Genomic DNA, 26,955 nt, shown 5'->3' on the forward strand with positions numbered 1-26,955 from the left:
GGAGAATAATAATGACCTCGGACGTAAAACACGATCGCCAACAGTTCTACCAGCACATTTCCGGGCAAAACCTGACGCCGCTATGGGAATCGCTGCACCATCTGGTGCCAAAAACGCCAAACGCCAACTGCGCTCCGGCCTACTGGAACTACCAGGAAATTCGCCCGCTGCTGCTGGAAAGCGGCACGCTGATTGGCGCAAAAGAGGCGGTGCGCCGCGTACTAGTGCTGGAAAACCCCGGCCTGCGCGGTCAGTCATCAATTACCTCGTCGCTGTACGCGGGCCTGCAGCTGATTATGCCGGGTGAAATCGCCCCGAGCCATCGCCATAACCAGTCGGCGCTGCGCTTTGTGGTGGAAGGCCACGGCGCGTTTACCGCCGTCGACGGCGAGCGCACCCAGATGAGCCCCGGCGACTTTATCCTTACCCCGCAGTGGCGCTGGCATGACCACGGTAACCCGGGCGATGAACCGGTTATCTGGCTCGATGGTCTTGACCTGCCGCTGGTGAACTACCTCGGTTGCGGCTTCGCGGAAGATTACCCGGAAGAGCAGCAGCCGGTGACCCGAAAAGAGGGCGATTACCTGCCGCGCTATGCCGCCAACATGCTGCCGCTGCGCCATCAGGTGGGTAATTCATCACCGATTTTCAACTACCGCTACGACCGCAGCCGTGAAGCGCTGCATGATCTGATGCACATGGGCGATGCCGACGAATGGGACGGCTACAAGATGCGCTACGTCAACCCGGTGACCGGAGGCTACCCGATGCCGTCGATGGGGGCGTTCCTGCAACTGTTGCCGAAAGGCTTCCAGTCGCGTCAGGCGCGCACTACCGACAGCACCATCTACCACGTGGTGGAAGGCAGCGGCGAAGTGACCATCGGCGAGCAGACCTTCAGCTTTAAAGCGAAAGATATTTTTGTCGTGCCGACCTGGCACAGCGTGTCGTTCAACACGCCAGAAGAGACCGTGCTATTCAGTTTCTCGGATAGACCCGTCCAGGAAGCCCTGGGACTGTTCCGCGAAGCGCGTTATTAATTCAGGAGAAGAAAGATGAGCAAATACGTATTTGAACCCCAGGCTCCAGTTGCCGTACCGGTTGTCGGCAGCGATGAGCAGTTCCCGGTACGCCGCGTTTACTGCGTGGGCCGTAACTATGCCGCCCACGCCCGTGAAATGGGCTTTGACCCGGATCGCGAGCCACCATTCTTCTTCTGCAAACCGGCGGATGCCGTGGTTCCCGTTGCCGCAGGTGAAACCCTGAATCTGGCCTACCCGGCGCAGACCGACAACTATCACTACGAAATTGAGCTGGTGGTCGCCATTGGTAAAAAAGGCAGCGATATCCCGCTGGAGAAAGCCGAAGAGTACATCTGGGGCTACGCCACCGGTCTGGATATGACCCGCCGCGACCGCCAGATGGAGATGCGTCAGATGGGCCGTCCGTGGGAAATTGGTAAAGCCTTTGACCTCTCTGCACCGATTGCGCCGCTGCACAAAGTGGCCGACGCGCCGTCTCTGGAAAAAGCGCCAATCTGGCTGCAGGTTGACGGCAAAGACCGCCAGCGCAGCGATATTCAGCACCTGATCTGGGACGTGAAGGAGACCATCAGCTACCTGTCTGGTTTCTTCGAACTGCAGCCGGGCGACCTCATCTTCACCGGCACGCCGGAAGGCGTTGGCGCGGTCGTGAAGGGCGAAACCATCACCGGTAACGTAGAAGGGTTAACGCCTATCGCGGTCAAAATTGTTTGAGGTGAATGATGAAGCTGTACAGTTTTTTTAATAGTTCGGCCTCTTACCGCGTACGCATTGCGATGGCGCTGAAGGGCATTGACTACCAGACCGTCGGGGTCAACATCCGCATCGGCCAGCAGAACGCGCTGGAGTACCGACGTCTGAACCCGGTAGGACTGGTCCCTGCGCTTATCACCGACGAGGGTGAATCGCTGGGTCAGTCGCTGGCGATTATTGACTGGCTGGACAGACATTTCCCGCAGACGCCGCTGCTACCGGCGAACGATCCCCAGCGCATGCGCGTGCTGGAAGTGGTGTACGCCATCAGTTGCGACATCCACCCCATCAACAACATGCGCGTATTGCGCTACCTCAGTGATGAACTGAAGGTGAGTGAAGAAGAGAAAAAACGCTGGTATGCACATTGGATCCAGCAGGGGCTGAGCGCGGTAGAACAGCTGCTGCGCCGTGGCCAATCAGGGGCGTTTTGCTTCGGCGATGCGCCAACGCTTGCCGACTGCTGCCTGGTGCCGCAGTGGGCGAACGCCGAGCGTATGGGCTGCGATTTAAGCGGTTTCCCACGCTGTAAAGCCGTATACGATGCGTGTACGGCGTTACCGGCGTTTATCGCGGCGGCCCCTGAAAACCAGCAGGACAAGATCCCGGCGTAGTCTGAAAAGGAGAAGAATCATGGCTAAAGTTACGCGTGCAATTATTGTCGGCGGCGGTATTGGTGGCGCAGCCACCGCGCTGTCGCTGGCGCGTCAGGGCATCCAGGTGATGCTGCTGGAACAGGCGCACGAAATTGGCGAAATTGGTGCCGGGATCCAGCTGGGGCCGAACGCGTTTTCGGCGCTCGACAGCCTCGGCGTGGGTGAAGTCGCCCGTCAGCGTGCGGTCTTTACCGACCACATCACCATGATGGATGCGGTCAACGGCGAAGAGGTGATTCATATTGAAACGGGGCAGGCATTCCGCGATCACTTTGGCGGCCCGTATGCGGTTATCCACCGCGTCGATATTCATGCCACCGTCTGGGAAGCGGCGTTGCAGCACCCGGGCGTGAAGTATCGTACCTCCACCCACGTGGTGGACATTCGCCAGACCGCCGACGATGTCACCGTGTTTGACGATAAAGGCAACAGCTGGACGGCGGATATTTTGATTGGCTGCGACGGCGTGAAATCCGTGGTGCGCCAGAGTCTGCTCGGCGATACGCCGCGCGTCACCGGCCACGTGGTGTATCGCGCCGTGGTGGAACGCGATGATATGCCGGAAGACCTGCGCATCAACGCGCCGGTATTGTGGGCTGGACCGCACTGCCACCTGGTGCATTATCCGCTGCGTGGCGGCAAACAGTACAACCTGGTCGTGACTTTCCACAGTAGGGAAACCGAGCAGTGGGGCGTGCGCGACGGCAGTAAAGAAGAGGTAATGTCATACTTTAAAGGCATTCACCCGCGTCCGCGTCAGATGCTGGACAAACCCACCTCCTGGCGTCGCTGGTCTACCGCCGATCGCGAACCGGTGGAAAAATGGGGCAACGACAGGATTACGCTGGTGGGCGACTCCGCACACCCGGTCGCGCAGTACATGGCCCAGGGCGCTTGCATGGCGCTGGAAGATGCGGTGACGCTCGGCAAGGCGCTGACCCAGTGTGACGGCGATGCCGCCAGCGCATTTGCGCTGTACGAGTCGGTGCGTATTCCGCGCACCGCGCGTATCGTCTGGTCTACCCGCGAGATGGGACGTCTATATCATGCGGCTGGGGTAGAGCGTCAGGTGCGTAACCTGCTGTGGAAAGGCAAGACTCAGGAAGAGTTCTATCGCGGGATCGAGTGGCTGTACGGCTGGAAAGAAGATAACTGCCTGCAACCGCGGTAGTTGTGGTTCCCCGGGGTCGCTTGCGCTCGCCCGGGCTACACTGAAACGCGTAGCCCGGCCAAGCGCAGCGCCGCTAACCCACCAGCGCCTTATCTTTGGCCAACATAAACGGCCGCAAATACCCCACGGCGTTGGACAGCGGCAATACGTCATCGCTCAACGCAATATTCAACGTCTCGCGGATATACGCTCGCCGCGCCTCAATGCGTGCCCACAGCGCCGGATACGCCTGCGCTATCTGCTGGCGCAACGCGGCATCGGCCAGCGCAATGCTCTCTTCTGCACTCGTCCCGGTATACCCCGGCACCGACGGAATAATATCAATCTGCATCACCATGCCGCTTTTCAGCGTTTCGACCGAGCCTGAATAAACCGGCGAAGACATCCACTCTTCATCAGCGCTCAAATGCCCCGGGTTAAGATGCCAGCCGTACTGCGCTTTTGGCAGCACGCGTTCCACTAAATCGTACAGATCGCCGCCCGGCATCCCGACCTTAATATGCTCAAGCCACGCTGCCACCGCACCGAAATAGGGTTTCACCACCCGCTCCAGATAATCCCGCTGGTTTTCCGGCAGCTCGCTTTCCTCGGCAATCACAAAGCCAGTGCGGCTGGAAAGCCCGCCCTTAAACCCGGTGGTCATCGACAGCGGCTGGCCGCGTTCGACTTTTTTCCACGAAGGGTAGAGGTTCGCTTTCTCGAAGCGTTGCCCGGCTGCCGCGATGGTGACGACCGACGGTGCCTGCCCCTCGGCGGCGAGCAGGGCGCCCAGCTCCACTTCACGAACGCCCGGTTCAACGGCGTCCAGCGCCGCCAGCATGCAGCGGGAGGCGAGGTTGGCACCGTATTCGTAATGGGCAATTTCGTTGGCGTTATTGACCGTTCTCGCCCCTTTATCACCGCGAATAAACAAATGCGCGGCGTTGACCAGATCGGCATGGGTACTCTGTTTTATCGCTTCGACGATAAACCACGGCAGGTCAAACAGCTTCGCGTTATCGCTCCCGACGGTGGTAAACATCTTCCAGCCCACCAGCCCGACCTTGGACATCGCGCTCAGCCCGGTTTCGCTGAACAACTGCGCCAGCGGCTTTTCATTGTCCATCGGCTGATTAGGCAGCGAGAACAGCGGGCAGTGCTTTAGCGTCACCGGAATGCGCGAATGAGCCGCCATCTTCAGGTTTTCGTTGCCGAGAATGGCGGTGGCGTGCCCGGATTTGTGCAGCACCAGAAGCCCCTCTTCAAAGCGCGGAATAAACCCGGTCAGGTACTCAAAGTTACCGCCGTGCTCTTTGTCGGCGTAAATCACCAGCGCATCAAAGCGTTCTTCCTGCATCCGTTCGAGCAGCTTGCTTTTGCGCTCGAGCAGGGTGGCATCGGTCAGCGTGACCGGCGGCACGTCGCTGAAACCGCACGGCGGCTGGATGGTCTTAAGCTTAATATCCCTTGAATTCATCATTCACCTCCTGATGTGTTGACTGGCAGTGGAAAGCGGCATACTAAGACGTTACCATAGCGCCTCTTTTTTTTCCGGATAACGATATGCGTGTTTTACTGGCACCGATGGAAGGCGTGCTCGACTCGCTCGTGCGCGAGCTGCTGACCGAAGTGAATGATTATGATCTATGCATCACCGAATTTTTGCGCGTGGTGGATCAGCTGCTGCCGGTAAAATCGTTCCAGAAACTCTGCCCGGAGCTGCATAACGAAAGCCGCACGCCTTCCGGTACCCGTGTGCGCATTCAGCTTTTGGGGCAATACCCGCAGTGGTTGGCGGAGAACGCTGCCCGTGCGGTGGAGCTCGGCTCCTGGGGCGTAGACCTCAACTGCGGCTGCCCATCGAGAACGGTAAACGGTAGCGGCGGCGGCGCGACGTTGCTGAAAGACCCGGAGCTTATTTATCAGGGTGCGAAAGCGATGCGCGAAGCGGTACCCGCGCACCTGCCGGTCACGGTAAAAGTACGTCTGGGCTGGGACAGCGGCGCGCGTCAGTTTGAAATCGCTGATGCGGTGCAGCAGGCGGGGGCGACCGAGCTTGCCGTTCACGGGCGCACCAAAGAAGATGGCTACAAGGCCGAGCGCATCAACTGGCAGGCGATTGCCGAGATTCGCCAGCGGCTCTCCATTCCCGTTATCGCCAACGGCGAAATCTGGGACTATGAAAGCGCACAGGCCTGCATGGCCGTCACCGGCTGCGACGCGGTGATGATTGGCCGCGGGGCGCTGAACGTGCCGAACCTCAGCCGGGTCATCAAATATAACGAACCACGTTTGCCCTGGCCGCAGGTGGTGGATCTGCTCAAGAAATATACCCATCTGGAAAAGCAGGGCGACACCGGGCTCTATCACGTGGCGCGTATCAAGCAGTGGCTGGGCTATCTGCGCAAAGAATATGCCGAAGCCACCGAACTGTTCATCGCCGTGCGCGCGCTACAGGAATCGAAGCTGATTGCCAGGGCGATAAACGACTGGCAGGCATAAAGTATCCGATCTGCATCACAATTTTCCGTTTGCTCCATTGAGCTTACGGCAGTGAAAATGAAATACTTCTTCCCGATTGTTACTGCTTCGGCAGGCAAAACCTGATGTTCTGGCTCCTGTCAGAAGTCAGGTTTTTTTGTTTCTGGGGTTCATAAATGCAGATCGCCAAAGTTCTTAATAATAATGTGGTGGTGGTTCTGGATGAACACCGGCGTGAGCAGGTTGTGATGGGGCGAGGGCTAGCCTTTCAGAAACGCGTCGGCGACTCATTGGATGAGACGAAAATCGAGAAAATTTTTGCCCTGCAAAGCGACGAGCTGGTAGGGCGTTTAAGTGAATTACTCAGTCAGATCCCGCTTGAGGTGATGACCACCTGCGACCGGATTATCGAACGGGCGCGCGAGCGGCTGGGCAGGCTACAGGAGAGCGTCTACATCACGCTAACCGACCACTGCCACTTTGCCATTGAACGGCAAAAAAAAGGCGTGGCGCTGCGCAATGTGCTGTTGTGGGACATTAAGCGGCTCTACCCGAAAGAGTTTGCGCTGGGGCAAGAAGCGCGGGCGCTGATTGAAAAGCGGCTCGGCGTGGCGCTGGCGGAAGATGAGGCCGGGTTTATCGCCCTGCATCTGGTGACGGCGCAGCTCAACAGCGAAATGCCGGAGGTGATGCACGTCACTCGGGTAATGCAGGAAATTTTGCAGTTGGTGAAGTATCAACTGCGGCTGGAGTACAACGAAGAGTCGCTAAGCTACCAGCGCTTTGTCACCCACCTGAAGTTTTTCGCCCAGCGGATGCTGACGCGAACGGTGGTGGAAGATGACGATGCTGAGCTGCACAGCGCGGTGAAAGACAACTACGCGAAAGCGTGGAAGTGTGCGGAAACCGTGGCGGTGCATTTGCAAAAAAGTTATCAGCGGTCGCTGACGACGGAAGAAATTATGTTTCTCGCCATTCATATCGAACGGGTGAGAAAAGAGGGGCGTTAATCCCCACAGCACAATGGGATTGTTACTGCATAATGCAGGCAAAACCCGAGCGCGGTGCCATCTGGCGTCGTTCTCGGGTTTTTTTGTTTTTATATACTCGGTCAAGGAATTCAGCATGAAATATCAGGAACTCGCGCAGGATATTCTCCGCCACGTAGGCGGCAAGGAGAATATAGTGAGTCTGGTTCACTGCGCAACGCGACTGCGTTTTAAGCTTAAAGAGAGCGGCAAAGCAGACGCCGAGGCGCTGAAGGCGAACCCCGGCGTCATTATGGTGGTCGAAAGCGGCGGTCAGTTTCAGGTCGTGATCGGCAACCACGTCCATGACGTCTGGCTGGCGGTACGTGAGGCGGCAGGGATAACCGACGATAGCGAACCGGTAGCTGATAAAGGCGAGAAAACGTCGGTGCTGGGCCAGGTTATTGATGTGGTCTCCGGCATTTTTGCCCCGTTTATCGGGGTGATGGCGGCAACCGGTCTGCTGAAAGGGCTGCTGGCGCTGGCGGTGGCGTGCGGCTGGCTGAATACCGAGCAGGCGACCTACAAAATCTGGTTTGCGGCAAGCGATGCACTCTTCTTCTTTTTCCCGCTGTTCCTGGGTTATACCTCAGGTAAAAAGTTTGGCGGGAATCCGTTTATTACCATGGTGGTGGGTGGTGCTTTAACGCATCCACTCATGATCCAGGCTTTTGACGCCGCGCAACTGCCGGGCGCAACGGCGGAATATTTCCTCGGTATTCCGGTGACTTTCATTAACTACAGCTCTTCGGTTATCCCCATTATTCTGGCGTCCTGGCTGAGTTGTTGGATTGAACGACGCAGCAATACGTTGCTGCCGTCGGCGATGAAGAACTTTTTCACTCCGGCAATCTGTCTTGCCATCGTGGTACCGCTGACGTTTCTGATTATTGGTCCAGTGGCGACCTGGCTTAGCCATCTCTTGGCCAACGGCTATCAGGCGGTGTATGTCGTCGCGCCGTGGCTGGCGGGGGCTGCGCTTGGCGGGCTGTGGCAGGTATGCGTGATTTTTGGCCTGCACTGGGGGCTGGTGCCGCTGATGATAAACAACATGGCCGTGCTGGGATACGATTCCATGATGCCGATCATTGTGCCTGCGGTCGTGGCTCAGGTGGGGGCGGTGCTGGGGATTTTCCTTGCCACTCGTGATGCGCGTCAGAAAGTACTGGCGGGCTCTGCGTTCTCCGCTGGCCTTTTTGGTATCACCGAACCGGCTATCTACGGTTTGACGCTGCCACTGCGCCGTCCGTTTATTTTCGGCTGTGTGGCCGGTGCGATTGGTGGCGCTATCACCGCATTTAGCCACAGCTACACCTTCTCATTTGGTCTGGCCAACATCTTCACGCTGGCGCAGATGATTCCGCCTGGTGGCGTGGATGCCAGTTTCTGGGGCGGTCTCACCGGTGCGGTCGTTGCCTTTATTCTGGCGCTGGTGATGACGATGGTTGCCGGTCTGCCGCATAAATCAGCAGAACCGGTAGCGGTGGCAAAAGCGTCAGAAAACGACGTGCTGGCGCCGATGACCGGTACCGTTCTGGCATTGGAAAATGTACCGGATAGCACCTTCGCGAGCGGACTGCTCGGCAAAGGGGTAGCGATAATTCCGAGCGAAGGCAAAGTGATTGCGCCGTTCAACGGTGAGGTTGCCTCGATTTTCCAAACCAAACACGCCATTGGTCTTGAGAGCGACAGCGGTATTGAGCTGCTGATCCACGTGGGCATTGATACCGTCAAGCTGGACGGCGTGCCGTTCACCGCTCACGTGAAAGAGGGCGATAAGGTGCAGGCGGGGGATCTGCTGCTCACTTTCGATCGTCAGGCCATTCTGGACGCCGGTTACGACCTGGCGACGCCAATTATTATCAGCAACAGCGACGATTACCCGGGGCTGGAAACCGTTGCAGGCAGTTCGGTTAGCGCCGGTCAGCCGCTGTTGACCATTACGCATTAATCACAGGAGAGAGAGATGAAAGCATTCCCGCAGGCATTTTATTGGGGCGGCGCAACCGCAGCGAACCAGGTCGAGGGGGCATATCTGGAGGACGGCAAAGGATTGTCCACCTCGGATGTGCAGCCGCAGGGCGTTTTTGGCGACGTGGTTGAACGCATCCCGGGCGATTCCGGCTTAAAAGATATCGCTATCGATTTTTTTCATCGCTATCCAGAAGATATTTCGCTGTTTGCCGAGATGGGCTTTAACTGTCTGCGCGTGTCGATTGCCTGGACGCGCATCTTCCCGAACGGCGATGACGCTGCGCCAAACGAAGCGGGTCTGGCTTTTTATGACAAGCTGTTTGATGAAATGGCCAAGCACAACATCACGCCATTGGTGACGCTGTCTCACTACGAGATGCCGTGGGCGCTGGTGAAAAACTACGGCGGCTGGGGCAATCGTAAGGTGATTGGCTTCTTCGAGCGCTACAAAGGCAAGGTCAAATTGTGGCTGACCTTTAACGAAATCAATATGTCGCTGCACGCGCCGATGACCGGCGTGGGTCTGCCGAGCGACAGCAGTAAAGCTGAGATTTATCAGGCTATTCACCATCAGCTGGTGGCGAGCGCGCTGGCGGTGAAAGCCTGCCATGAGATTGTGCCGGAAGGGAAAATCGGCAACATGCTGCTGGGCGGCCTGATGTACCCGCTCAGCTGCAAGCCGGAAGATATCTTTAAAACCTTGCAGGAGAACCGCGGCTGGCAGTTCTTCGGTGACGTGCAGGCGCGCGGGGCGTATCCAGGCTATATGCTGCGCTATTTCCGCGACAACGGTTTTACGCTGGAGATAACCGACGCCGACCGCGAAGCGCTGAAATCAACGGTCGATTTTATCTCGTTTAGCTACTACATGACCGGCTGCGTTACCGCTGACGAGGCGTTGAACCAGAAAGCGCGTGGCAACATTCTTAACATGGTGCCAAACCCGCATCTGGAAAGCTCGGAGTGGGGCTGGCAGATTGACCCGCTGGGGCTGCGTACGCTGCTGAACGTGCTGTGGGATCGCTATCAGAAGCCGCTGTTTATTGTCGAAAACGGCCTCGGCGCGAAGGACAAAGTCGAAGCCGATGGCAGCATCAACGATGACTACCGTATCAGCTACCTGAATGACCATCTGGTGCAGGCGCGGGAAGCGATTGAAGACGGCGTTGAACTGATGGGCTTCACCAGCTGGGGGCCGATTGACCTGGTCAGCGCCTCGAAGGCAGAACTCTCCAAGCGCTACGGATTTATCTATGTTGACCGCCACGACGATGGCACCGGTACGCTGGCGCGCAGCAAGAAAAAGAGCTTCGACTGGTATAAAGAGGTGATTGCGACCAACGGCGCAAGTTTGAAAGCGTAAGCGTTGGTGAATTGCCGGATGGCGCTTTGCTTATCCGGCCTACAAGCAATATCACTCTCCTGTAGGCCGGATAAGGCGCAGCCGCCATCCGGTACTCACCCTACTCACACTGGCTTACGCGCGCGCAGAATAAAAATCATCGGCCGTTCTTTCTCTTCATCCAGCGCCGGGTTGGCGGCAATCTGCGCGGCCGTTGGCCCCCATTCGTTGAGGCACTCAATGATGAAACCGGCGGCCACCAGCGCGTTAATCCAGCTACCCAGCGTCCGGTGTTGCTTCTTCACGCCGTCGGCAAACCAATTGCTGATGCGCTCGCCTTCCTGCTGATAATGGCTAACTGGCCAGCTTTTCTGTCCCTGTTCATCTTCATGCCAACCCTGCTTGAGCGGGGCGGTATATATGGGATGTTCGGCGGAAAATAATAGCGTGCCGCCCGGCGTCAGGGCCTGATAAACGCAGGCGAGAAGCGGGGCAATATCGGGCAAATAGTGCAGCGCCAGCGAACTGTAGGCGACGTCATAGCTATTGGCGGCAAGCGTGAGGGTTTGCAAATCCTCGCAGCGATATTCAATATCCGCGCTGTCGGTCATTTCCCGTGCGCGTTCCAGCATTCGACTAGAAAGATCCAGACCCGTAATCTGCGTTGCGCCCTGATCGCGCGCCCAGCGGCAAAACCAGCCGTAGCCGCAGCCCAGATCCACCACTCGCTGGCCTGTCAGCGCGGGCATCACTTGCTCAATAGTGGCCCATTCCGGCGCACCGTCGAGCCCTTTAACCGAGCGATCGAGCGTCGCGTAACCGGCGAAGAAATCAGGGTTGTCATAAATGTTCTGACTCATTTCTACTCCATGAAATTTAATGATTTTTAACTGTCACTAAGTATGTCAAATTATGTTCTCACACGCTTTACTAAAAGGATTTAATCCATTTAAATTAATATAACCCTCCTACTTTTGTTACCTGACTTCTCAAATGAACTTAATTCTGAAAAAAAGCGTGCTGTCTGGCTTACCCCTGCTCATCGCGCTGGCTGGCTGTGCGCCGTCGCATGATATTGGCAGTCCTGTTAAACAGCAGGTTCCGGCCTCGAACGTTTCTACGGATCTCCCTGCGGCGGTCAAAAATGGCTGGCCGCAGAATAACTGGTGGCAGGGTTACCACGACGCGCAGCTCAATAGCTTAATTAGCCGCGCGCTGGCGAACGCTCCGGATATGCAGATTGCCGACCAGCGAATCAAACTTGCCGAAGCGCAGGCGCGTATGTCGAAGTCGTCTCTGGGCCCGGAAGTGGATTTCGGCGGGAATCTTGAGCGTCAGAAAATGTCCTCTGAAGGCCTGATGGGGCCATTTGCGACCGATACGGACGGCAACACCGGCCCGTGGTATACCAACGGGACTTTTGGCCTGACTGCCGGATGGGATCTCGACCTGTGGGGTAAAAACCGGGCGCAGGTGCAGGCGCGTATTGGTGAAGTGAAGGCGCAGGTTGCCGAGCAGGCGCAAACCCAGGAACTGCTCTCCAGCAGCGTGGCGCGCCTTTACTGGCAGTGGCAAACCGAAGCGGCAATCCACGGCGTGTTAGAGCAGGTGAAAAGCGAACAGAATAATATCGTGACCGTGGATACCGAGCTTTACCAGCACGGACTGACCAACTCCGCCGAAGGGGCAGAAAACGATATTAACGTCAGCAAAACCGACCAGCAGCTGGCCGACGTTGCGGGCAACATGAAAGAGATTGAAGCGCGTTTGATGGCGCTGACCAACAGCCAGAGTCAGTCGTTGAATTTACGTAAAGTTGATTTGCCTGCCGTCGCCACTAAAATGCCGGCTCGCTTAGGCTATGACCTGCTGGCGCGTCGCCCGGATCTGCAGGAAGCGCATTGGTATATTGAAGCGTCACTCAGCGAGATCGACGCGGCAAAAGCGGCATTCTACCCGGACATTAACCTGATGGCTTTCCTGCAACAGGATGCGCTGCACTTAAGCGACCTGTTCCGTAGCTCTGCCAACCAGATGGGCGTAACCGCTGGGCTGACGCTGCCAATCTTCGATAGCGGCCGTCTGAACGCCAACCTGGATATCGCCAACGCGCAGAACAATCTCTCCATCGCTAAATACAATAAAGCGGTGGTGGATGCGGTAAACCAGGTAGCGAAAACCGCAAGCCAGGTCGAAACGTTGATGGAGAAAAACCAGCAACAACAGCAGGTTGAGAAAGATGCGCAGCGCGTGGTTACGCTGGCGCAGGCGCGGATGACCGCTGGGATCATTCCAGGTTCTAAGGTCAGCCTCGCCAAGCTGCCCGCCCTGCAGGAGCGCGTGAATGCGTTACGTCTGCACGGTCAGTGGCTGGATGCCAGCATTCAACTGACTTCCGCTTTGGGCGGCGGCTATCATCAGTCGGAAAAATAAACGCGGTTAATACTTCATTCCCCTCGGTATTTCAGATGCAGAGGGGAAATGAAAAATAAATACCGGAATAAAATGGTATTAGGTATTAATATATTTTTCGAATATCTAAATTTTATTTTTATTAAAAATAAACAATCCTGTATTCATTAAAGTGTATCACCGATCACGTATTGATATTTAAATGCATGACACGTGATGTCTCACCGCCTAATATCGCCAGCCATAAAATTAATATTTTTATTGGATAGATTTTTAATCGTTGTTTTTTATATTTGTCATTTCAATATTATAGCCAGTTCCTCACTGTTTTTGTTAACGAGAAAAATAGAGGACGATTGCGTGAAAAAATTAATAACCTTTGGGATGCTGGCATTAGCCAGCGCATCTGCGAGCGCGGTAACGATTGACCTGCGCCATGAATATACCGACACCTTACAGGGGCAGAAGGATAGGGTGCTGATCTCACACCGTTTTGCTAACGGCTTTGGTTTTTCCGTTGAAGCGAAAACCAAGTCAGGCGGTGAACATTCAGATAAAGCATTTAATGATGTTGTAGATAATGGCGATGAATATGTTATTAGCTATCAATTTAATGCCATGCCAAATATAACCGTTCAGCCTGGCTTTGCTTTAGAAACATCATCGTCGAAAGCAATCTATAAACCGTATCTTCGTGGGCAGTATAATTTCGAAGGGGGGTTTTACGTTGCCGCACGTTATCGCTATGAATATACCCGTGATACATCGAGTGCTAAAGATGATGAACATGTTAATCGTGGTGATCTATGGCTGGGATATAAAACCGGGGCGTGGACGTTTGAAGGGAACTATTTGTATAAGAAAAGCGAAGATTATAATCGTTACAATAACGGAAAAGATGACTATGAGCTGGATCTCAAAGTGGCCTACAGCATCGATAAAAACTGGAAGCCGTATGCGCAGATCGGTAACGTTTCTGTGAGCAGCGATGAAGACGATCGCCAGACACGCTATCGCGTCGGTGTGCAATATACGTTCTGATAAACCCTCGGTAGCCCGCCGCTCGGGCTACCTTCACCGTGCTTATTCCTGCGGTTTTTTCGCTTCCCGATGCTTCATCCACCAGCGACCGGCGATCACCAGCACGACGACCAGCACCAGCCAGATGAGATGCTTCAGATGCTTATCCAGATGGTGCAGCCATGGGCCAATCGCTTCTCCGCCCAGATAGCCGAGCGTGGTGAACAGCAACGCCCAGATTAACGCACCCAGAATATTCAGCGGCAGGAAGATCTTCGGCGGTAGCCCGCTGGCACCAATCAACAGCGGCCCAATGACCCTGAAGCCATACATAAAACGGGTGCCAATCACGAAAAGATAGGGACGACTTTTAATCAGCCGCTGTGCCTTGCGAATGCGCGCCTGATGGCGTGAAAAACGCTTAAGCAGCCGTCCACCAAAGCGTCGACCAAGCAGGTAAAGCAGTTGGTCGCCAATCATGCCGCCCAGTGCCACAGAAATGACCACTAGCGGAAATTTTAACAGACCCTGATGTGCCACCACCCCGCCGAGCAGCGTAATGGTCTCGCCTTCCGCCATACTGCCGATAATCAGCGCGGCATAACCATAGTGGGAAATCAGGTTATTGATATCCATGCAAACACTCACTCCTTACTGCCTCAATCCTTTAATCATACACCCTCACGCAAGAAGTGCGGCTGCGTCTATTTTTTACGTTGTACATAAAACAATCTATTCATGTGAATTATACTTAGTACAACGTGGTACGAAGCCGTGCTGAGGAGGCGTTATGAACCATGTATGGGGACTCTTCTCCCACCCTGATAAAGAGATGCATGTTATTCGCAGTGAGAATGAATCGGTCTCTCACCACTATGTGCATCATGTGCTGGTGATGGCGGCCATTCCGGTGGTGTGCGCGTTTATCGGTACCACCCAGCTTGGCTGGAACTTTGGCGAAGGCACCGTGGTGCGGCTTTCGCTGATGACCGGGATTGGGCTGGCGATACTCTTCTACGCCCTTATGCTGGCGGGCGTAGCGGTGATGGGCCGGGTTATCTGGTGGATGGCGCGTAACTACCCGCAGCGTCCTTCACTCAAACGCTGTATGGTGTTTGCCGGTTACGTGGCGACGCCTATTTTCCTGAGCGGTATTGTTGCGCTCTATCCGCTGGTGTGGCTGTGCGCGCTGGTAGGGACGGTGGCGCTGTTCTATACCGGGTATCTGCTCTATGTCGGCATTCCCACCTTCCTCAATATTAACCGGGAAGAGGGGCTGAGTTTTGCCAGCTCCACTCTGGCGATTGGGGTGCTGGTGCTGGAAGTGCTGCTGGCGCTGACCGTGGTGCTGTGGGGCTACGGGTACAGGCTGTTTTAACCCGCTGAATGCATTGCTGATGTGAATATGAATTCCGTCAGCAATGCAGCATTTATTCACTATTCTTTTCTGGTAGATTCCGCGCACTCCGCGCTATGATGAGCCATTCCGCTTCGTACCCCTTAGGTACGAGGCGGTTGTCTATCATAATGTGCATAAATAACCGCCAGAATACTCACCATGCAGAAATTTCGCGTTTCCCTGCTCAGCCTTGCCCTTGTGCTGGCTGTGCCTTTTGCGCCTCAGGCGAGTGCAAAAACGGCTGTAACCGCCGTTGCCTCGCAGCCGGAAATTGCTTCCGGTAGCGCGATGATTGTTGATCTTGAAACGAACAAAGTTATTTACGCCAACCAGCCAGATCTGGTGCGCCCGATGGCCTCTATCACTAAGCTGATGACGGCAATGGTGGTGCTGGACGCGCATTTGCCGCTGGATGAAATCCTGACTGTGGATATCAGCCACACGCCAGAGATGAAAGGGATTTACTCCCGCGTGCGCCTGAACAGCCAGATTAGCCGTAAAAATATGCTGCTGCTGGCGCTGATGTCTTCAGAAAACCGCGCGGCGGCGAGCCTGGCTCATCACTATCCGGGCGGCTATGACGCGTTTATCCGTGCGATGAACGCCAAGGCAAAATCGCTGGGGATGACCAACACCCGCTACGTTGAGCCAACCGGTCTGTCGATTCATAACGTCTCGACCGCACGCGACCTGACGAAGCTGTTGATTGCCACCAAACAGTACCCGCTGATTGGCCAGCTCAGCACCACCAAAGAAGATACCGCAACCTTCGCCCATCCGGCTTATACGCTGCCGTTCCGCAATACCAACCATCTGGTGTATCGCGACAACTGGAGCATTCAGCTGACCAAAACCGGCTTTACCAACGCCGCGGGTCACTGCCTGGTGATGCGCACCGTGATGAACAAACGTCCGGTGGCGATGGTGGTGATGGATGCATTCGGCAAATATACCCATTTCGCCGACGCTAGCCGTCTGCGTACCTGGGTTGAAACCGGGAAGGTGATGCCGGTGCCTGCGGCAGCGCTGAGCTACAAAAAGCAGAAGGAAGCCCAGGTGGAAGGCGATATCGCCAGAGCCCAACGTAGCGGGCAGACCACCCAGGACGATTAATTATTCTGGCAGCGTCCAGTCACCATCGTTGAGTGGACGCTGCATAATTACCGTATCCCGCCAGTCACCCATCTTGTAGCCTACGCTACGCAATTGACCGACCACCTCGAAACCGTGCTTTTTATGCAGGCGCAGCGACCCGGTATTGTTATTGCCGTCGCCAATCACCGCCAGCAGTTGCCGCCACGGGCCTTGCTCACAAATGGCAATCAGCGCCGTTAGCAGGCTGCTGCCAATACCGTGTGCCGTCATGGTGCTGTCGACGTAGATAGACTCTTCAAGGGTATAACGATAGGCCGGACGAGGGCGATATGGGCTGGCATAGCAGTAGCCGACCACTTCACCGCGATACAGTGCGACTAGCCACGGCAGGCCCTGCTCTTGAATGCTGCGCATGCGTTCATGCATTTCATCAATGGATGGCGGCACTTCTTCAAACGAGGCGCGGCCATTAAGAACGTGCCAGGCATACAGCGCGGCAATGGCTTGTACATCGTCAGCCTGCGCGTGACGGATTTCAACATCGCCGTCGCGGGTGACATCAAGCGTAGACATCATTGTATTCCTTATAGTGTTCGGAGAACTCCCGGCGTCGCTGCGCTCGGCCGGGCTACAATTCGAATGTAGCCCGGCCGAGGCGTTCACGCCGACGCCGGGAAACTCACCAACGTCGTATCACACGTCGGTTTTTTCGCCCCAATACTTGAGCTTGCTGGTTTTCCCGATCCCCGGGTTCATGCTGTTGGTCGGATCGTTCTCGCGATAATGACGCTTCAGGTTCTCATCCGCTTCATACAGGTGCCCGACGTTATGCTCTGCAGGGTACTGTGCGCCGCGTTCACGCAGCAGTGCCAGCATCTGCTCTTTGACTTCGTGCGGGTCGACCCCTTTCTTAACGATGTAATCCTGGTGGAAAACGTAACACATAAAGTGCCCGTAATAGAGCTTATGCACCAGCTTGCTGTCGATTTCTGCCGGCAGATGCTCGAACCACTCGGTATCGTTACGGCGCAGCGCGATGTCCAGCGCCAGGATATCTTCCACGTCATCGGCGTGAACCGCCTGGTAGCGGATAGCCGCGCCCGCTGCCGCAAAGCGATGCAGGAACGCCTTGCTGCCTTCTTCCGGCGTGCAGACGAAGAAGTCGCCTTCCGCTTCTTTGAAGTATTCGGTAAGCCAGGCCTGCGCTTCATCAATGCCGTCGCCGGACATTTTCAGCAGCAGGTGATGTTCGTATTTATCGCGCCAGGTTTTCATGCGTTCCGGCAGATGAGCCGGGAAAGCGTGCCCCAGTTTTTGCATAAAGCGGTCGGTGAAGTGCGGCTTGAACAGCGACACTTTCTCCAGCATGGCGTCGGCACGGCCCTTCAGGGTGAAGAAGAACGGCATTTTGTCAGTACCGAGTTTATCGATCATCAGGAAGGTGTCTTTGCCGTACTGCTCGGCAATATCGTAGATATCGCGGTGCATGTACTCGCCCGCCACCGGCAGGTTTTTGAATTCGGCCAGGATATGGCGACGAATCTCGGTCAGCACGTCAGGTTGGTTGGTGCCGATGTAAAACACCTGCTGGCGTTTTTCCGCCGGGAAGGTGTCGAGACGCACCGCAAACACCGCCAGCTTGCCCGCGCAGCCGGAAGATTCAAACAGACGTTCCGGGTCGGCGTTGTATCGCGCTGGGGTATCGGCATTCACGTCGCGCACGCGGTTCACGTAGTCGTAGTCATGGGCGTGGCGACCATCGTGCTGCACATCACCGTCTTTGACGCGCTCGTCATCGAGCTTGCTGAGGATCTGCTCCGGCGTTTCGCCAAGGTCAATGCCCAGATGGTTGACCAGCGTCAGCTTGCCCTGTTCATCAATGCGCGCAAACAGCGACATTTCGGTATAGGCCGGGCCGCGCTGCACCAGCGAACCGCCGGAGTTATTGCAGATACCGCCAATCACCGAGGCGCCGATACAGGAAGAACCAATCACCGAGTGTGGCTCGCGACCGAGTGGCTTCAGCGCTTTTTCCAGTGAATAAAGCGTGGTGCCCGGCCATGCCAGCACCTGCTCGCCGTTATCCAGCAGGTGCAGCTTATCGAGGCGCAGGGTGCTGATGATGACGATATCGCGGTCGTAGTCGTTACCGCTTGGGGTTGAACCTTCGGTCAGGCCGGTGTTAGCGGCCTGCATCAGAATAATTTTGTCGGCGTTGACGCAGGCGTTCAGCACGCGCCATAACTCTAGCAGGGAGCCGGGGAAGACCACGGCCAGCGCGTCGCCGTGACCGGAACGAAAGCCTTTGCGATAGCGAGCGGTTTTAGCGGGGTCGGTCAGCAGGTGGGCGTGACCAACCAGGCGGGAGAGTTCGTTAATCAGCGCATTATTATCAGTTGTGGTTTGAGAAGACATTCTCCACTCCTTGTGGCGAGACAATTTTGTCGTTTCTAAGAATAGCGCTTTGTATGATCATTTGGTGAGTGAATGTTTCTAAAAATCAGAGAATAACCTTAGCTTTCTGTACCGCCGTCATTTAAGTTTATGGCAAACTGCGGTTTTTCATTGATGCTAGCCGCGCTACCCGGCATGGAATAAAGAGATCACAATAATATGAAATGGCTACTTTCTGTTGGCGTCGCCGTGAGTCTGGCGCTGCAACCCGCTCTGGCGGAGGATCTGTTCGGCAATCACCCACTCACGCCGCAGGCGCGTGATGCCTTTGTGACCGGTCTGCTCAAGAAGATGACGGTCGATGAAAAAATCGGTCAGCTGCGTCTGATTAGCGTCGGGCCGGACAACCCGAAAGAAGCCATTCGCGACATGATTAAAGAAGGGCAGGTTGGGGCGATTTTTAACACCGTCACCCGCCAGGATATCCGCGCCATGCAGGATCAGGTGATGTCGCTGAGCCGCCTGAAAATTCCACTGTTCTTCGCCTATGACGTGGTGCACGGTCAGCGCACCGTTTTCCCGATTAGCTTAGGCCTGGCCTCCACCTTCAACCTCGACGCGGTGAAAACCGTGGGCCGCATTTCTGCCTATGAAGCGGCGGACGACGGTCTGAACATGACCTGGGCGCCGATGGTCGACGTGTCCCGCGACCCTCGCTGGGGCCGTGCCTCCGAAGGCTTTGGCGAAGATACCTGGTTAACCTCCATCATGGGTGAAACCATGGTTGAAGCAATGCAGGGCAAAAGCCCGGCGGATCGCTACTCGGTGATGACCAGCGTGAAGCACTTCGCCGCCTACGGCGCGGTGGAAGGCGGCAAAGAGTACAACACCGTCGATATGAGCCCGCAGCGCCTGTTCAACGACTACATGCCGCCGTACAAAGCGGGGCTTGATGCCGGCAGCGGCGCGGTGATGATCGGCCTGAACTCGCTGAACGGTACCCCGGCCACCGCCGATGCCTGGCTGATGAAAGATGTGCTGCGCAAGCAGTGGGGCTTTAAAGGCATTACCGTTTCCGACCACGGGGCCATCAAAGAGCTGATTAAACACGGCGTAGCCGCCGACCCGGAAGATGCGGTACGCGTGGCGCTGAAAGCCGGTATCGACATGAGCATGAGCGACGAGTTCTACAGCAAATACCTGCCGGGGCTGATTAAGTCTGGCAAGGTGACGATGGCAGAACTCGATGATGCCACGCGCCACGTGCTGAACGTCAAATATGACATGGGTCTGTTTAACGACCCGTACAGCCACTTAGGGCCGAAAGATTCCGACCCGCAGGACACCAACGCCGAAAGCCGCCTGCACCGTGCCGAAGCGCGTGAAGTCGCACGCCAGAGCCTGGTGCTGCTGAAAAACCGTCTGGAAACGCTGCCGCTGAAGAAAAATGCTACCGTTGCCGTCGTTGGCCCGCTGGCCGATAGCCAGCGTGACGTGATGGGTAGCTGGTCTGCCGCAGGCGTGGCCGCGCAGTCCGTCACCGTGTTGACCGGCATCAAGAACGTGATGGGCAATGAAGGCAAAGTGGTTTATGCCAAAGGAGCTAACGTCACTAATGACAAAGGCATCGTCGACTTCCTGAACCTGTACGAAGAGGCGGTGAAGGTTGACCCGCGTTCGCCGCAGGCGATGATTGATGAAGCGGTCACCGCGGCAAAACAGTCCGATGTTGTCGTTGCCGTGGTCGGCGAAGCGCAGGGCATGGCGCACGAAGCCTCCAGCCGTACCGAGCTTTCCATTCCGAAAAGCCAGCAGGATCTGATTGCCGCGCTGAAAGCCACCGGCAAGCCGTTGGTCTTAGTGCTGATGAACGGTCGTCCGCTGACCCTGGTGAAAGAAGATCAGCAGGCTGACGCCATTCTGGAAACCTGGTTTGCCGGTACCGAAGGCGGCAACGCCATCGCCGACGTGCTGTTTGGCGACTACAACCCGTCCGGTAAGCTGCCGATGTCCTTCCCGCGCTCCGTCGGGCAGATTCCGCAGTACTACAGCCATCTGAATACCGGTCGCCCGTACAATGCCGACAAGCCGAACAAGTACACCTCGCGCTACTTCGATGAAGCGAACGGCCCGCTGTATCCGTTTGGCTATGGCCTGAGCTACACCACGTTCTCGGTTTCCGACGTGAAGCTGTCTGCGCCAACCATGAAAGCGGACGGCAGCGTGACCGCCAGTGTGCAGGTGACCAACACCGGCAAGCGTGAAGGGGCAACGGTTATCCAGATGTACCTGCAGGATGTCACCGCCTCGATGAGCCGCCCGATTAAACAACTGAAAGGGTTCGAGAAAGTAACGCTGAAGCCGGGCGAAACCCAGACCGTCAGCTTCCCGATTGACGTTAACGCGCTGAAGTTCTGGAACCAGCAGATGCAGTACGCAGCGGAGCCGGGCAAGTTTAACGTCTTTATCGGCGTGGATTCGGCGCGCGTGAAGCAGGGCGAGTTCGAACTGCTGTAAGACGAAGCCTGATGGCGCTGCGCTTATCAGGCCTACAACATACCAAGTAGGCCTGATAAGGAGTAGCCGCCATCCGGCACGGGGGAGGGGGCAATCCCCCAACCCTGACTCCCGCACCGCTTTGTGATCCCCCTCCCAATTTATCCCCCATCTCTTCCCTATCTGCGTCAACCCACCGCTTTTCTCCCACCAAACTCAATCAATATGTGACCTCCGTCACTCATCAAACTCCACCGCCTCGCCATTTTGTGCGCTTGCTCAAAAGCGATGACCGGGGGCCATAACCGGCGTGATGCCATTCACTAATACGTAAAAAAGCCCGTATCTACCCGGCGAGAGAATCGGCGCAAGCGCGTTAAATGCAGCTATCTCAACATTCGCAGGTAGCCACATGAAGATTTCATTGCATAACACCACACTCGACCGCAGCGGCAAGACCCTGCTTACCGCACAGCTTCAGCAGTTGATTGATGAAATCGACCGCGCCGGTGGCGGCACGCTGGTGGTCTCTCCGGGCGACTGGATGACCGGCACGCTGGTCCTGCCGTCAAACTTTACCCTGCATCTGGAAGCCGGGGCGCGCCTGCTGGCGAGTCCCGATGCGGTAGATTATCCGGCTGAACTGACGCAAACCGTCGCCGAACTTTCCCGCATGGCGCTGATTTATGCGCGCAACGCTCACCACATTACGCTCAGCGGTGAAGGCTGCCTGGCGGGCGGGGCCAGCGCCTGGTTTTCGGAGAGCGCCGATGCCCAGGGCTACCGCCAGCCGAAAACCATGCGCCCGCGCATGCTGGTGCTGGAAGGTTGCCAGCAGATACGCGTTCGCGACATCACCATCAGCGACTCGCCGATGTGGACCGCGCATCTGGTGAGCTGTAACCAGGTGTTTATTCAGAACCTGACCATTGATAACGATCTGGCGCTTTCCAACACCGACGCGCTGGATATTGATAGCTGCCAGCACGTGCACATCAGCGACAGCTACTTCAGCGCCGCCGATGACGGCATCTGCGTGAAAACCACCCGCAAGCCAGAAGAGCTCCAGCAGCCAACGCGCCACGTGGTGGTCAGCAACTGCCTGATCCGCTCAAAAAGCTGCGCCATCAAAATTGGCACCGAAACGTTCGCCGACATCAGCCATATCGCGGTACACAACTGCTCAATCTTTGAGTCCAACCGCGGCATTGGCCTGGTCTCCCGCGACGGCGGGCGGTTCAGCCAGATGATCTTCAGCAACATTCTGTTCGACTGCCGCCACGGCCACCCGTGCCACTGGGGCAAAGCCGACCCGGTGTTTATCTCCGTACGCCACCGCGACCCGCAGGTGCAGCCGGGAAGGGTAGAAGACATTACCTTTAGCCAGCTCTCCGGAGTGAGCGAAGGCGCTATCAACCTGCACGCTGAAACGCCGGGCGATATCCGCCATGTCACTTTCAACGGGCTCTCATTGCAGCAGCTTGCTGGCCCGTCTGATGAGCAGGGCTGCTACGACATTCGCCCGCCGTGCAACCCGGCAAGCCCAACCGGCATGGGGCTCGACAACGCCTACCGTGTGAATCCGCAAACTGGCCGCGCCTGGGGCGTGGATGCCTACCCGGGCGGCCTGCCCGCGCTGTACGCCAACGGGGTGAGGAATCTCACCCTCAACGACCTGCGTATTCGCCGCCCGCAGCCGCTACCGCAGGGCTGGAGTGAGAACGCTATCGTGCAGGAAAACGCCGACGCCTGATGCTATTTGACGACGGCGCGGCTTGCGGCCTTGCCGTCCTGTTCTGTTCAAGGGGATGGAAAATGATAAAAAAAGTGCGGGAGATAAAACTCCACAACTATATCTGTTACGGCCTGGCCGATGTTATCGGTTCAGGGGCTTTTACTCTGGTGAGCGCCTGGCTGCTGTTCTTCCTGACCACCTTCTGCGGCCTGACGCCAATTGAAGCGGGGTCACTGTTTGCCGTGGCGCGTATTGTCGATGTGATCATGTGTCCGTGCATGGGCTACATCTCCGATAACTTCCACAAAACGCGCCTCGGTCGCCGTTTTGGCCGTCGCCGTTTCTTCCTGCTGCTGAGCATTCCGCTGGTGGCGGTCTACAGCCTGCTGTGGGTACAGGGCTTCAACTACTGGATGTACCTGCTGGTCTATATCCTGTTTGAAATTGTCTACTCAATGATTTTGATTCCGTACCACACGCTGTCGGCCGAGATGACCAATGATTTTACCAAGCGCTCTAAGCTGACCAGCGCCCGTATGTACATCGCCCAGTTCGCGGGTTTCACCGCCGCGTTCCTGCCGGGCCGCCTGCTGGCATACTTTGGTTCTGATTCAGCAATTTCGTTCTTCTACGCCGGGGCGATTTTCACCGTCGCCTTTATGGTGGTTCTGTTCTTCGTCTACTTCGGCACCTGGGAACGTTCGCTGGAAGAGATTGAGCAGAGCGAACGCAGCGTTGAGACCGAAGAGAAGCAGCCGTTCGCTAAACGTCTCTTCGATATCTACTACGATTTTGTCTCCACCCTGAAAATCAAAACCTTCCGTTCGCACCTGGGCATGTATCTGGGCGGTTCGGTGGCGCAGGATATCTTCAACTCCGTCTTTACCTATTTCGTGGTCTTTGCGCTGGCGACCTCGTCCGTTGTAGCCAGTAACCTGCTGAGCGTCATCAACGGGTTGCAGTTCTTCGGCGTCGGCGTGGCTACCTGGCTGACCCTGCGTTACTCGCCGTCTCGGGCGTTTGCGACTCAGGCGCTGATGGCGCTGGTGGCGTTTGCCCTGTTTGCGGTGACGTATCTCTACGGCTCGACCAGTATGTCGCTGCTGTATCTGGCGGCGGGCGTTGCTGGTCTCGCGCGTGGCGGTATCTATTCCATTCCATGGAATAACTACACCTTCGTAGCCGATGTGGATGAGATTCTGACCTGTAACCGTCGTGAGGGGATCTTTGCGGGCTTTATGAGCCTGCTGCGTAAAGCCTCACAGGCGTTCTCCATCTTCCTCGTTGGCGTAGCGCTGCAAATGTCCGGCTTTATCACCGGTCACACCAGCCAGCCGCAGTCGGCTATCAATATGATTCTCGCCATCATGATTATTCTGCCGGTTCTGCTGACCCTGTGGGGCATCTGGTCTGCCTTCCAGTTCAAAGTGAACAGCCGCACCCATGCGGTGCTGAACGATGAAGTGGCGCGCCTGAAACAGGGCGGCAGCAAAGCGGCCGTCACGGCAGAGACCAAAGAGGTTATCGAAAGCCTGACCGGGATGCCGTACGACCATTGCTGGGGTGATAACACCGTGGGCCACGTCAACCGCAGTCTGCTGAAAGCCAGGCAGCATCAGTTAGCGCAGTTGAAAAACGCGTAAACACCAAACATAAGCACCCTGTAGCCCGGCCAGGCGAAGCGCCGCCGGGAAACAAACCGCACGTTCCCCAGCTACGGCTGGGACGTTTTTTTGGATAACGGAAATGACCGATCAAAGTTTATATATTCAACAGGGCATTTGGGCGCGCCTCGGCCTGCCGCGCGAGCTGGCGTGGGGATTCGTTGGCGTCTTCCTGTTTATTACCGGGGCAACTATCGAACAGAGCTGGCTGGCCTCGCTGCTGCAACAGCGCGGGCTTGATGCCGTACATATCAGCCTGCTGTCATCGGTCTTTGGCCTATGCGTGGCGGCCATCTCGTGGTTTTCCGGGATTGGCGCGGGCGTACTTGGCATTCGTCGCCTGATGTGGCTGGCGACGCTGCTCTATTTTATCGGCTCAGTCCCGTTTATTTTCGTCGCGCTGCCGGACGGCAACTATCCGCTGATGATGGTGAGCTACGCGGTGCGCGGCATGGCCTATCCGTTGTTTGCCTACTCGTTTCTGGTGTGGATCAACCAGCGCTGCGAAAGTCGGATTCTCGGTCGCGCCGTCTCCTGGTTCTGGATTGCCTTTGGCGTCGGCATGACCATCGTTGGGCCGTGGTTCTCCGGCTTTATGATCCCTCGTCTCGGTGAAACCACCACTTTGCTCTCCGGCTTCATTTTCGTGCTGGCGGGCTGCGGCTGCGCGCTGCTCCTCAACCGCGACAAACCGCAGTGGCAGCAGGACGGTGCGGTAGGGCAGGCGCTGGCGGAAGGGATTATCGTGCTGGTGCGAGAACCGAAAATGCGCCTGGCGGTGGTGGTCAAAACCATCAACGATATTGGCAAGTTCTCGCTGGTTATCCTGATGCCGGTCTACCTGCCGCGCTTTGGCTTCAGCATTGAAGAGTGGCTCACCATCTGGGGCCTGGTGAACGTGGTGAACATCTTCGCCAGCTACTTCTTCGGTTGGCTGGGCGATACCATCGGCTGGCGTAACACCGTAGTCTGGTTTGCCGGTACGCTCTGCGGTGCGGCGGCGCTGGCGGTGTGCTATGCGCCGGTACTGTTTGGCCATAGCTGCGTGGCGATGGTTATCGCGCTGGCAATTTATGCCATCGGCCTTGGCGCGTTCGGGCCGCTGAGCGCATTGATTCCTTCGCTGCTGCCGGAAAATAAAGGTGCGGCGATCTCTTGTCTGAATCTCGGCTCGGGTCTCAGTAACTTTGTCGGGCCGTTTATCGTGACGCTGTGCGTGAATCCGCTGGGTGTAGAGGGCACGCTGTGGGTGATTGCGCTGCTGTACTTCGCCGCAAGCTTACTGACGATCCCGTTAACGATTCCGAAAAAGGGGTGATTGCTGAGATTTCGTCTACGCTTTTTGCTTAAGCGCCTGTTATATCTCGCGCAAAAATAAGAGGAAAGCGTATGACGATTTCAAGGGGATGGACGGCATCACTGGTACTGGCGGCAGCGGTTGCGCTGCCGTTGCAGGCGGCTGAACCGGTAAAAGTAGGGTCAAAAATTGATACCGAAGGGGCGCTGCTGGGTAACATTATTCTGCAGGTGCTGGAAAGCCACGGCGTTAAAACGGTGAATAAGGTTCAGCTCGGCACGACGCCCGTCGTGCGCGGCGCAATAACTTCCGGCGCGCTGGACATTTACCCGGAGTACACCGGCAACGGCGCGTTTTTCTTCAAAGATGAAACCGATGCGGCATGGAAAAACGCGACGGCGGGCTACGAGAAGGTGAAAAAGCTCGATGCTGAGAAAAATCATCTGATTTGGCTGACCCCAGCACCGGCGAATAACACCTGGACCATTGCGGTGCGCAACGATCTGGCGGAACAAAATAAACTCACTTCACTTGCCGACCTGAGCGGCTATCTGAAAAAAGGCGGCACCTTCAAGCTTGCCGCTTCTGCTGAATTTATCGAACGCCCGGACGCGCTGCCGGCGTTTGAAAAAGCCTACGATTTTAAACTGAGCCAGGACCAGTTGTTGTCGCTGGCGGGTGGGGATACTGCGGTCACCATTAAGGCGGCGGCGCAGCAAACGTCTGGCGTCAACGCGGCGATGGCCTATGGTACCGACGGCCCGGTGGCGGCGTTGGGGCTACAGACCCTGAGCGACCCGAAAGGCGTGCAGCCGATTTATGCGCCGACGCCGGTCGTGCGTGAAGCGGTGCTGAAAGCCTATCCGCAACTGGACGAATGGCTGAAACCGGTGTTCGCGAGCCTCGATGAAAAGACCCTGCAAACGCTGAATGCGAAGATTGCGGTCGAAGGGCTGGACGCCAAAAACGTAGCGGCAGAATACCTGAAGCAAAAAGGGTGGGCGAAGTAATCGGTT

Annotated in this window: 21 protein-coding genes and 1 pseudogene; 17 read left to right on the forward strand and 5 right to left on the reverse strand. The window is 56.4% G+C overall.

Annotated features, from left to right (window positions below; genetic code table 11):
• Positions 1-11: 11 nt before the first annotated feature.
• From gtdA to MY052_RS08135, 4 genes are read left to right on the forward strand one after another with little or no spacing between them, the layout of a single operon-like run.
• Positions 12-1,040, forward strand: coding sequence for a gentisate 1,2-dioxygenase (gene gtdA / locus MY052_RS08120; protein WP_202217591.1), 1,029 nt, complete (start codon positions 12-14; stop codon positions 1,038-1,040).
• A 15-nt stretch (positions 1,041-1,055) separates the two neighbouring features.
• Positions 1,056-1,757 carry a fumarylacetoacetate hydrolase family protein gene (locus MY052_RS08125; RefSeq protein WP_035893426.1) on the forward strand — a complete coding sequence of 234 codons (702 nt, stop codon included), beginning with the start codon at positions 1,056-1,058 and terminating at the stop codon, positions 1,755-1,757.
• A gap of 8 nt (positions 1,758-1,765) precedes the next feature.
• Complete coding sequence (maiA, locus tag MY052_RS08130; RefSeq protein ID WP_035893424.1) at positions 1,766-2,410, forward strand: maleylacetoacetate isomerase; 645 nt, start codon at positions 1,766-1,768, stop codon at positions 2,408-2,410.
• 19 nt (positions 2,411-2,429) lie between these two features.
• Positions 2,430-3,623, forward strand: coding sequence for a 3-hydroxybenzoate 6-monooxygenase (locus tag MY052_RS08135; protein ID WP_035893422.1), 1,194 nt, complete (start codon positions 2,430-2,432; stop codon positions 3,621-3,623).
• Positions 3,624-3,696: 73 nt separating this feature from the next.
• Here MY052_RS08135 and MY052_RS08140 read toward each other — a convergent pair whose 3' ends face one another.
• Complete coding sequence (locus MY052_RS08140) at positions 3,697-5,079, reverse strand: M24 family metallopeptidase (RefSeq protein ID WP_248538914.1); 1,383 nt, start codon at positions 5,077-5,079, stop codon at positions 3,697-3,699.
• 86 nt (positions 5,080-5,165) lie between these two features.
• Here MY052_RS08140 and dusC point away from each other — a divergent pair, with 86 nt between their 5' ends.
• The 4 genes and pseudogenes from dusC to MY052_RS08160 all read left to right on the forward strand — a co-directional run bounded on the left by dusC (position 5,166) and on the right by MY052_RS08160 (position 10,448).
• Positions 5,166-6,104: a tRNA dihydrouridine(16) synthase DusC gene (gene dusC / locus MY052_RS08145; RefSeq protein ID WP_248538525.1), complete on the forward strand. Its 939-nt coding sequence runs from the start codon at positions 5,166-5,168 to the stop codon at positions 6,102-6,104.
• Positions 6,105-6,259: 155 nt separating this feature from the next.
• Positions 6,260-7,093, forward strand: coding sequence for a transcriptional antiterminator BglG (bglG, locus tag MY052_RS08150; RefSeq protein ID WP_035893416.1), 834 nt, complete (start codon positions 6,260-6,262; stop codon positions 7,091-7,093).
• 29 nt (positions 7,094-7,122) lie between these two features.
• Positions 7,123-9,062 (forward strand): annotated as a pseudogene (gene bglF, locus MY052_RS08155) (PTS beta-glucoside transporter subunit IIABC).
• Between the two features lie 15 nt (positions 9,063-9,077).
• On the forward strand, positions 9,078-10,448 hold the full coding sequence (locus MY052_RS08160) for a glycoside hydrolase family 1 protein (protein ID WP_248538526.1): 1,371 nt from the start codon (positions 9,078-9,080) through the stop codon (positions 10,446-10,448).
• A 104-nt stretch (positions 10,449-10,552) separates the two neighbouring features.
• On the opposite strand, the gene MY052_RS08165 is transcribed toward MY052_RS08160, so the two are convergent.
• Positions 10,553-11,287: a class I SAM-dependent methyltransferase gene (locus MY052_RS08165; protein ID WP_248538527.1), complete on the reverse strand. Its 735-nt coding sequence runs from the start codon at positions 11,285-11,287 to the stop codon at positions 10,553-10,555.
• A 133-nt stretch (positions 11,288-11,420) separates the two neighbouring features.
• On the opposite strand from MY052_RS08165, the gene mdtQ reads away from it, so the two are divergent.
• Positions 11,421-12,860: a multidrug resistance outer membrane protein MdtQ gene (gene mdtQ, locus MY052_RS08170; protein ID WP_248538528.1), complete on the forward strand. Its 1,440-nt coding sequence runs from the start codon at positions 11,421-11,423 to the stop codon at positions 12,858-12,860.
• Between the two features lie 363 nt (positions 12,861-13,223).
• Positions 13,224-13,880, forward strand: coding sequence for an oligogalacturonate-specific porin KdgM family protein (locus tag MY052_RS08175; protein ID WP_248538915.1), 657 nt, complete (start codon positions 13,224-13,226; stop codon positions 13,878-13,880).
• Between the two features lie 42 nt (positions 13,881-13,922).
• Here the strand turns inward: MY052_RS08175 and MY052_RS08180 are convergent, their stop codons facing one another.
• Positions 13,923-14,495, reverse strand: a complete 573-nt coding sequence (locus tag MY052_RS08180; protein WP_248538529.1) for a DedA family protein — start codon at positions 14,493-14,495, stop codon at positions 13,923-13,925.
• A 154-nt stretch (positions 14,496-14,649) separates the two neighbouring features.
• Here MY052_RS08180 and MY052_RS08185 point away from each other — a divergent pair, with 154 nt between their 5' ends.
• Together MY052_RS08185 and pbpG are read left to right on the forward strand one after the other, a co-directional pair.
• Positions 14,650-15,237 carry a Yip1 family protein gene (locus MY052_RS08185; protein WP_035895657.1) on the forward strand — a complete coding sequence of 196 codons (588 nt, stop codon included), beginning with the start codon at positions 14,650-14,652 and terminating at the stop codon, positions 15,235-15,237.
• Between the two features lie 180 nt (positions 15,238-15,417).
• Complete coding sequence (gene pbpG / locus MY052_RS08190; RefSeq protein WP_035895659.1) at positions 15,418-16,371, forward strand: D-alanyl-D-alanine endopeptidase; 954 nt, start codon at positions 15,418-15,420, stop codon at positions 16,369-16,371.
• Here pbpG and MY052_RS08195 read toward each other — a convergent pair whose 3' ends face one another.
• The gene (locus MY052_RS08195; protein ID WP_248538916.1) at positions 16,372-16,926 is read right to left on the reverse strand and encodes a GNAT family N-acetyltransferase; all 555 of its coding nucleotides are present in this window, start codon (positions 16,924-16,926) and stop codon (positions 16,372-16,374) included. It lies immediately after the preceding gene.
• A 120-nt stretch (positions 16,927-17,046) separates the two neighbouring features.
• A complete protein-coding gene (gene dld, locus MY052_RS08200; RefSeq protein WP_035895663.1) occupies positions 17,047-18,768 on the reverse strand; it encodes a D-lactate dehydrogenase in 1,722 nt (573 codons plus the stop codon).
• 198 nt (positions 18,769-18,966) lie between these two features.
• On the opposite strand from dld, the gene bglX reads away from it, so the two are divergent.
• From bglX to osmF, 5 genes are all read left to right on the forward strand, one after another.
• On the forward strand, positions 18,967-21,264 hold the full coding sequence (gene bglX / locus MY052_RS08205; RefSeq protein WP_072011418.1) for a beta-glucosidase BglX: 2,298 nt from the start codon (positions 18,967-18,969) through the stop codon (positions 21,262-21,264).
• 391 nt (positions 21,265-21,655) lie between these two features.
• Positions 21,656-22,996 carry a glycoside hydrolase family 28 protein gene (locus tag MY052_RS08210; protein ID WP_248538530.1) on the forward strand — a complete coding sequence of 447 codons (1,341 nt, stop codon included), beginning with the start codon at positions 21,656-21,658 and terminating at the stop codon, positions 22,994-22,996.
• 62 nt (positions 22,997-23,058) lie between these two features.
• Complete coding sequence (locus MY052_RS08215; protein WP_248538531.1) at positions 23,059-24,621, forward strand: MFS transporter; 1,563 nt, start codon at positions 23,059-23,061, stop codon at positions 24,619-24,621.
• Between the two features lie 103 nt (positions 24,622-24,724).
• Positions 24,725-25,960 carry an MFS transporter gene (locus tag MY052_RS08220; RefSeq protein ID WP_248538533.1) on the forward strand — a complete coding sequence of 412 codons (1,236 nt, stop codon included), beginning with the start codon at positions 24,725-24,727 and terminating at the stop codon, positions 25,958-25,960.
• 71 nt (positions 25,961-26,031) lie between these two features.
• Positions 26,032-26,949, forward strand: a complete 918-nt coding sequence (gene osmF, locus MY052_RS08225; protein ID WP_035895669.1) for a glycine betaine ABC transporter substrate-binding protein OsmF — start codon at positions 26,032-26,034, stop codon at positions 26,947-26,949.
• Positions 26,950-26,955 lie beyond the last annotated feature (6 nt).

Origin of the sequence: Kluyvera ascorbata, assembly GCF_023195735.1 — a bacterium.
GTDB lineage: Bacteria > Pseudomonadota > Gammaproteobacteria > Enterobacterales > Enterobacteriaceae > Kluyvera > Kluyvera ascorbata.

Coding starts and splice junctions, on each gene's coding strand:
- MY052_RS08185 (WP_035895657.1), top strand. CDS start 14,650: ATGAACCATGTATGGGGACTCTTCTCCCACCCTGATAAAGAGATGCAT.
- mdtQ (WP_248538528.1), top strand. CDS start 11,421: ATGAACTTAATTCTGAAAAAAAGCGTGCTGTCTGGCTTACCCCTGCTC.
- MY052_RS08220 (WP_248538533.1), top strand. CDS start 24,725: ATGACCGATCAAAGTTTATATATTCAACAGGGCATTTGGGCGCGCCTC.
- bglG (WP_035893416.1), top strand. CDS start 6,260: ATGCAGATCGCCAAAGTTCTTAATAATAATGTGGTGGTGGTTCTGGAT.
- MY052_RS08180 (WP_248538529.1), bottom strand. CDS start 14,495: ATGGATATCAATAACCTGATTTCCCACTATGGTTATGCCGCGCTGATT.
- MY052_RS08140 (WP_248538914.1), bottom strand. CDS start 5,079: ATGAATTCAAGGGATATTAAGCTTAAGACCATCCAGCCGCCGTGCGGT.
- MY052_RS08215 (WP_248538531.1), top strand. CDS start 23,059: ATGATAAAAAAAGTGCGGGAGATAAAACTCCACAACTATATCTGTTAC.
- MY052_RS08165 (WP_248538527.1), bottom strand. CDS start 11,287: ATGAGTCAGAACATTTATGACAACCCTGATTTCTTCGCCGGTTACGCG.
- dusC (WP_248538525.1), top strand. CDS start 5,166: ATGCGTGTTTTACTGGCACCGATGGAAGGCGTGCTCGACTCGCTCGTG.
- MY052_RS08160 (WP_248538526.1), top strand. CDS start 9,078: ATGAAAGCATTCCCGCAGGCATTTTATTGGGGCGGCGCAACCGCAGCG.
- dld (WP_035895663.1), bottom strand. CDS start 18,768: ATGTCTTCTCAAACCACAACTGATAATAATGCGCTGATTAACGAACTC.
- osmF (WP_035895669.1), top strand. CDS start 26,032: ATGACGATTTCAAGGGGATGGACGGCATCACTGGTACTGGCGGCAGCG.
- maiA (WP_035893424.1), top strand. CDS start 1,766: ATGAAGCTGTACAGTTTTTTTAATAGTTCGGCCTCTTACCGCGTACGC.
- MY052_RS08125 (WP_035893426.1), top strand. CDS start 1,056: ATGAGCAAATACGTATTTGAACCCCAGGCTCCAGTTGCCGTACCGGTT.
- MY052_RS08210 (WP_248538530.1), top strand. CDS start 21,656: ATGAAGATTTCATTGCATAACACCACACTCGACCGCAGCGGCAAGACC.
- bglX (WP_072011418.1), top strand. CDS start 18,967: ATGAAATGGCTACTTTCTGTTGGCGTCGCCGTGAGTCTGGCGCTGCAA.
- pbpG (WP_035895659.1), top strand. CDS start 15,418: ATGCAGAAATTTCGCGTTTCCCTGCTCAGCCTTGCCCTTGTGCTGGCT.
- gtdA (WP_202217591.1), top strand. CDS start 12: ATGACCTCGGACGTAAAACACGATCGCCAACAGTTCTACCAGCACATT.
- MY052_RS08195 (WP_248538916.1), bottom strand. CDS start 16,926: ATGTCTACGCTTGATGTCACCCGCGACGGCGATGTTGAAATCCGTCAC.
- MY052_RS08175 (WP_248538915.1), top strand. CDS start 13,224: ATGCTGGCATTAGCCAGCGCATCTGCGAGCGCGGTAACGATTGACCTG.
- MY052_RS08135 (WP_035893422.1), top strand. CDS start 2,430: ATGGCTAAAGTTACGCGTGCAATTATTGTCGGCGGCGGTATTGGTGGC.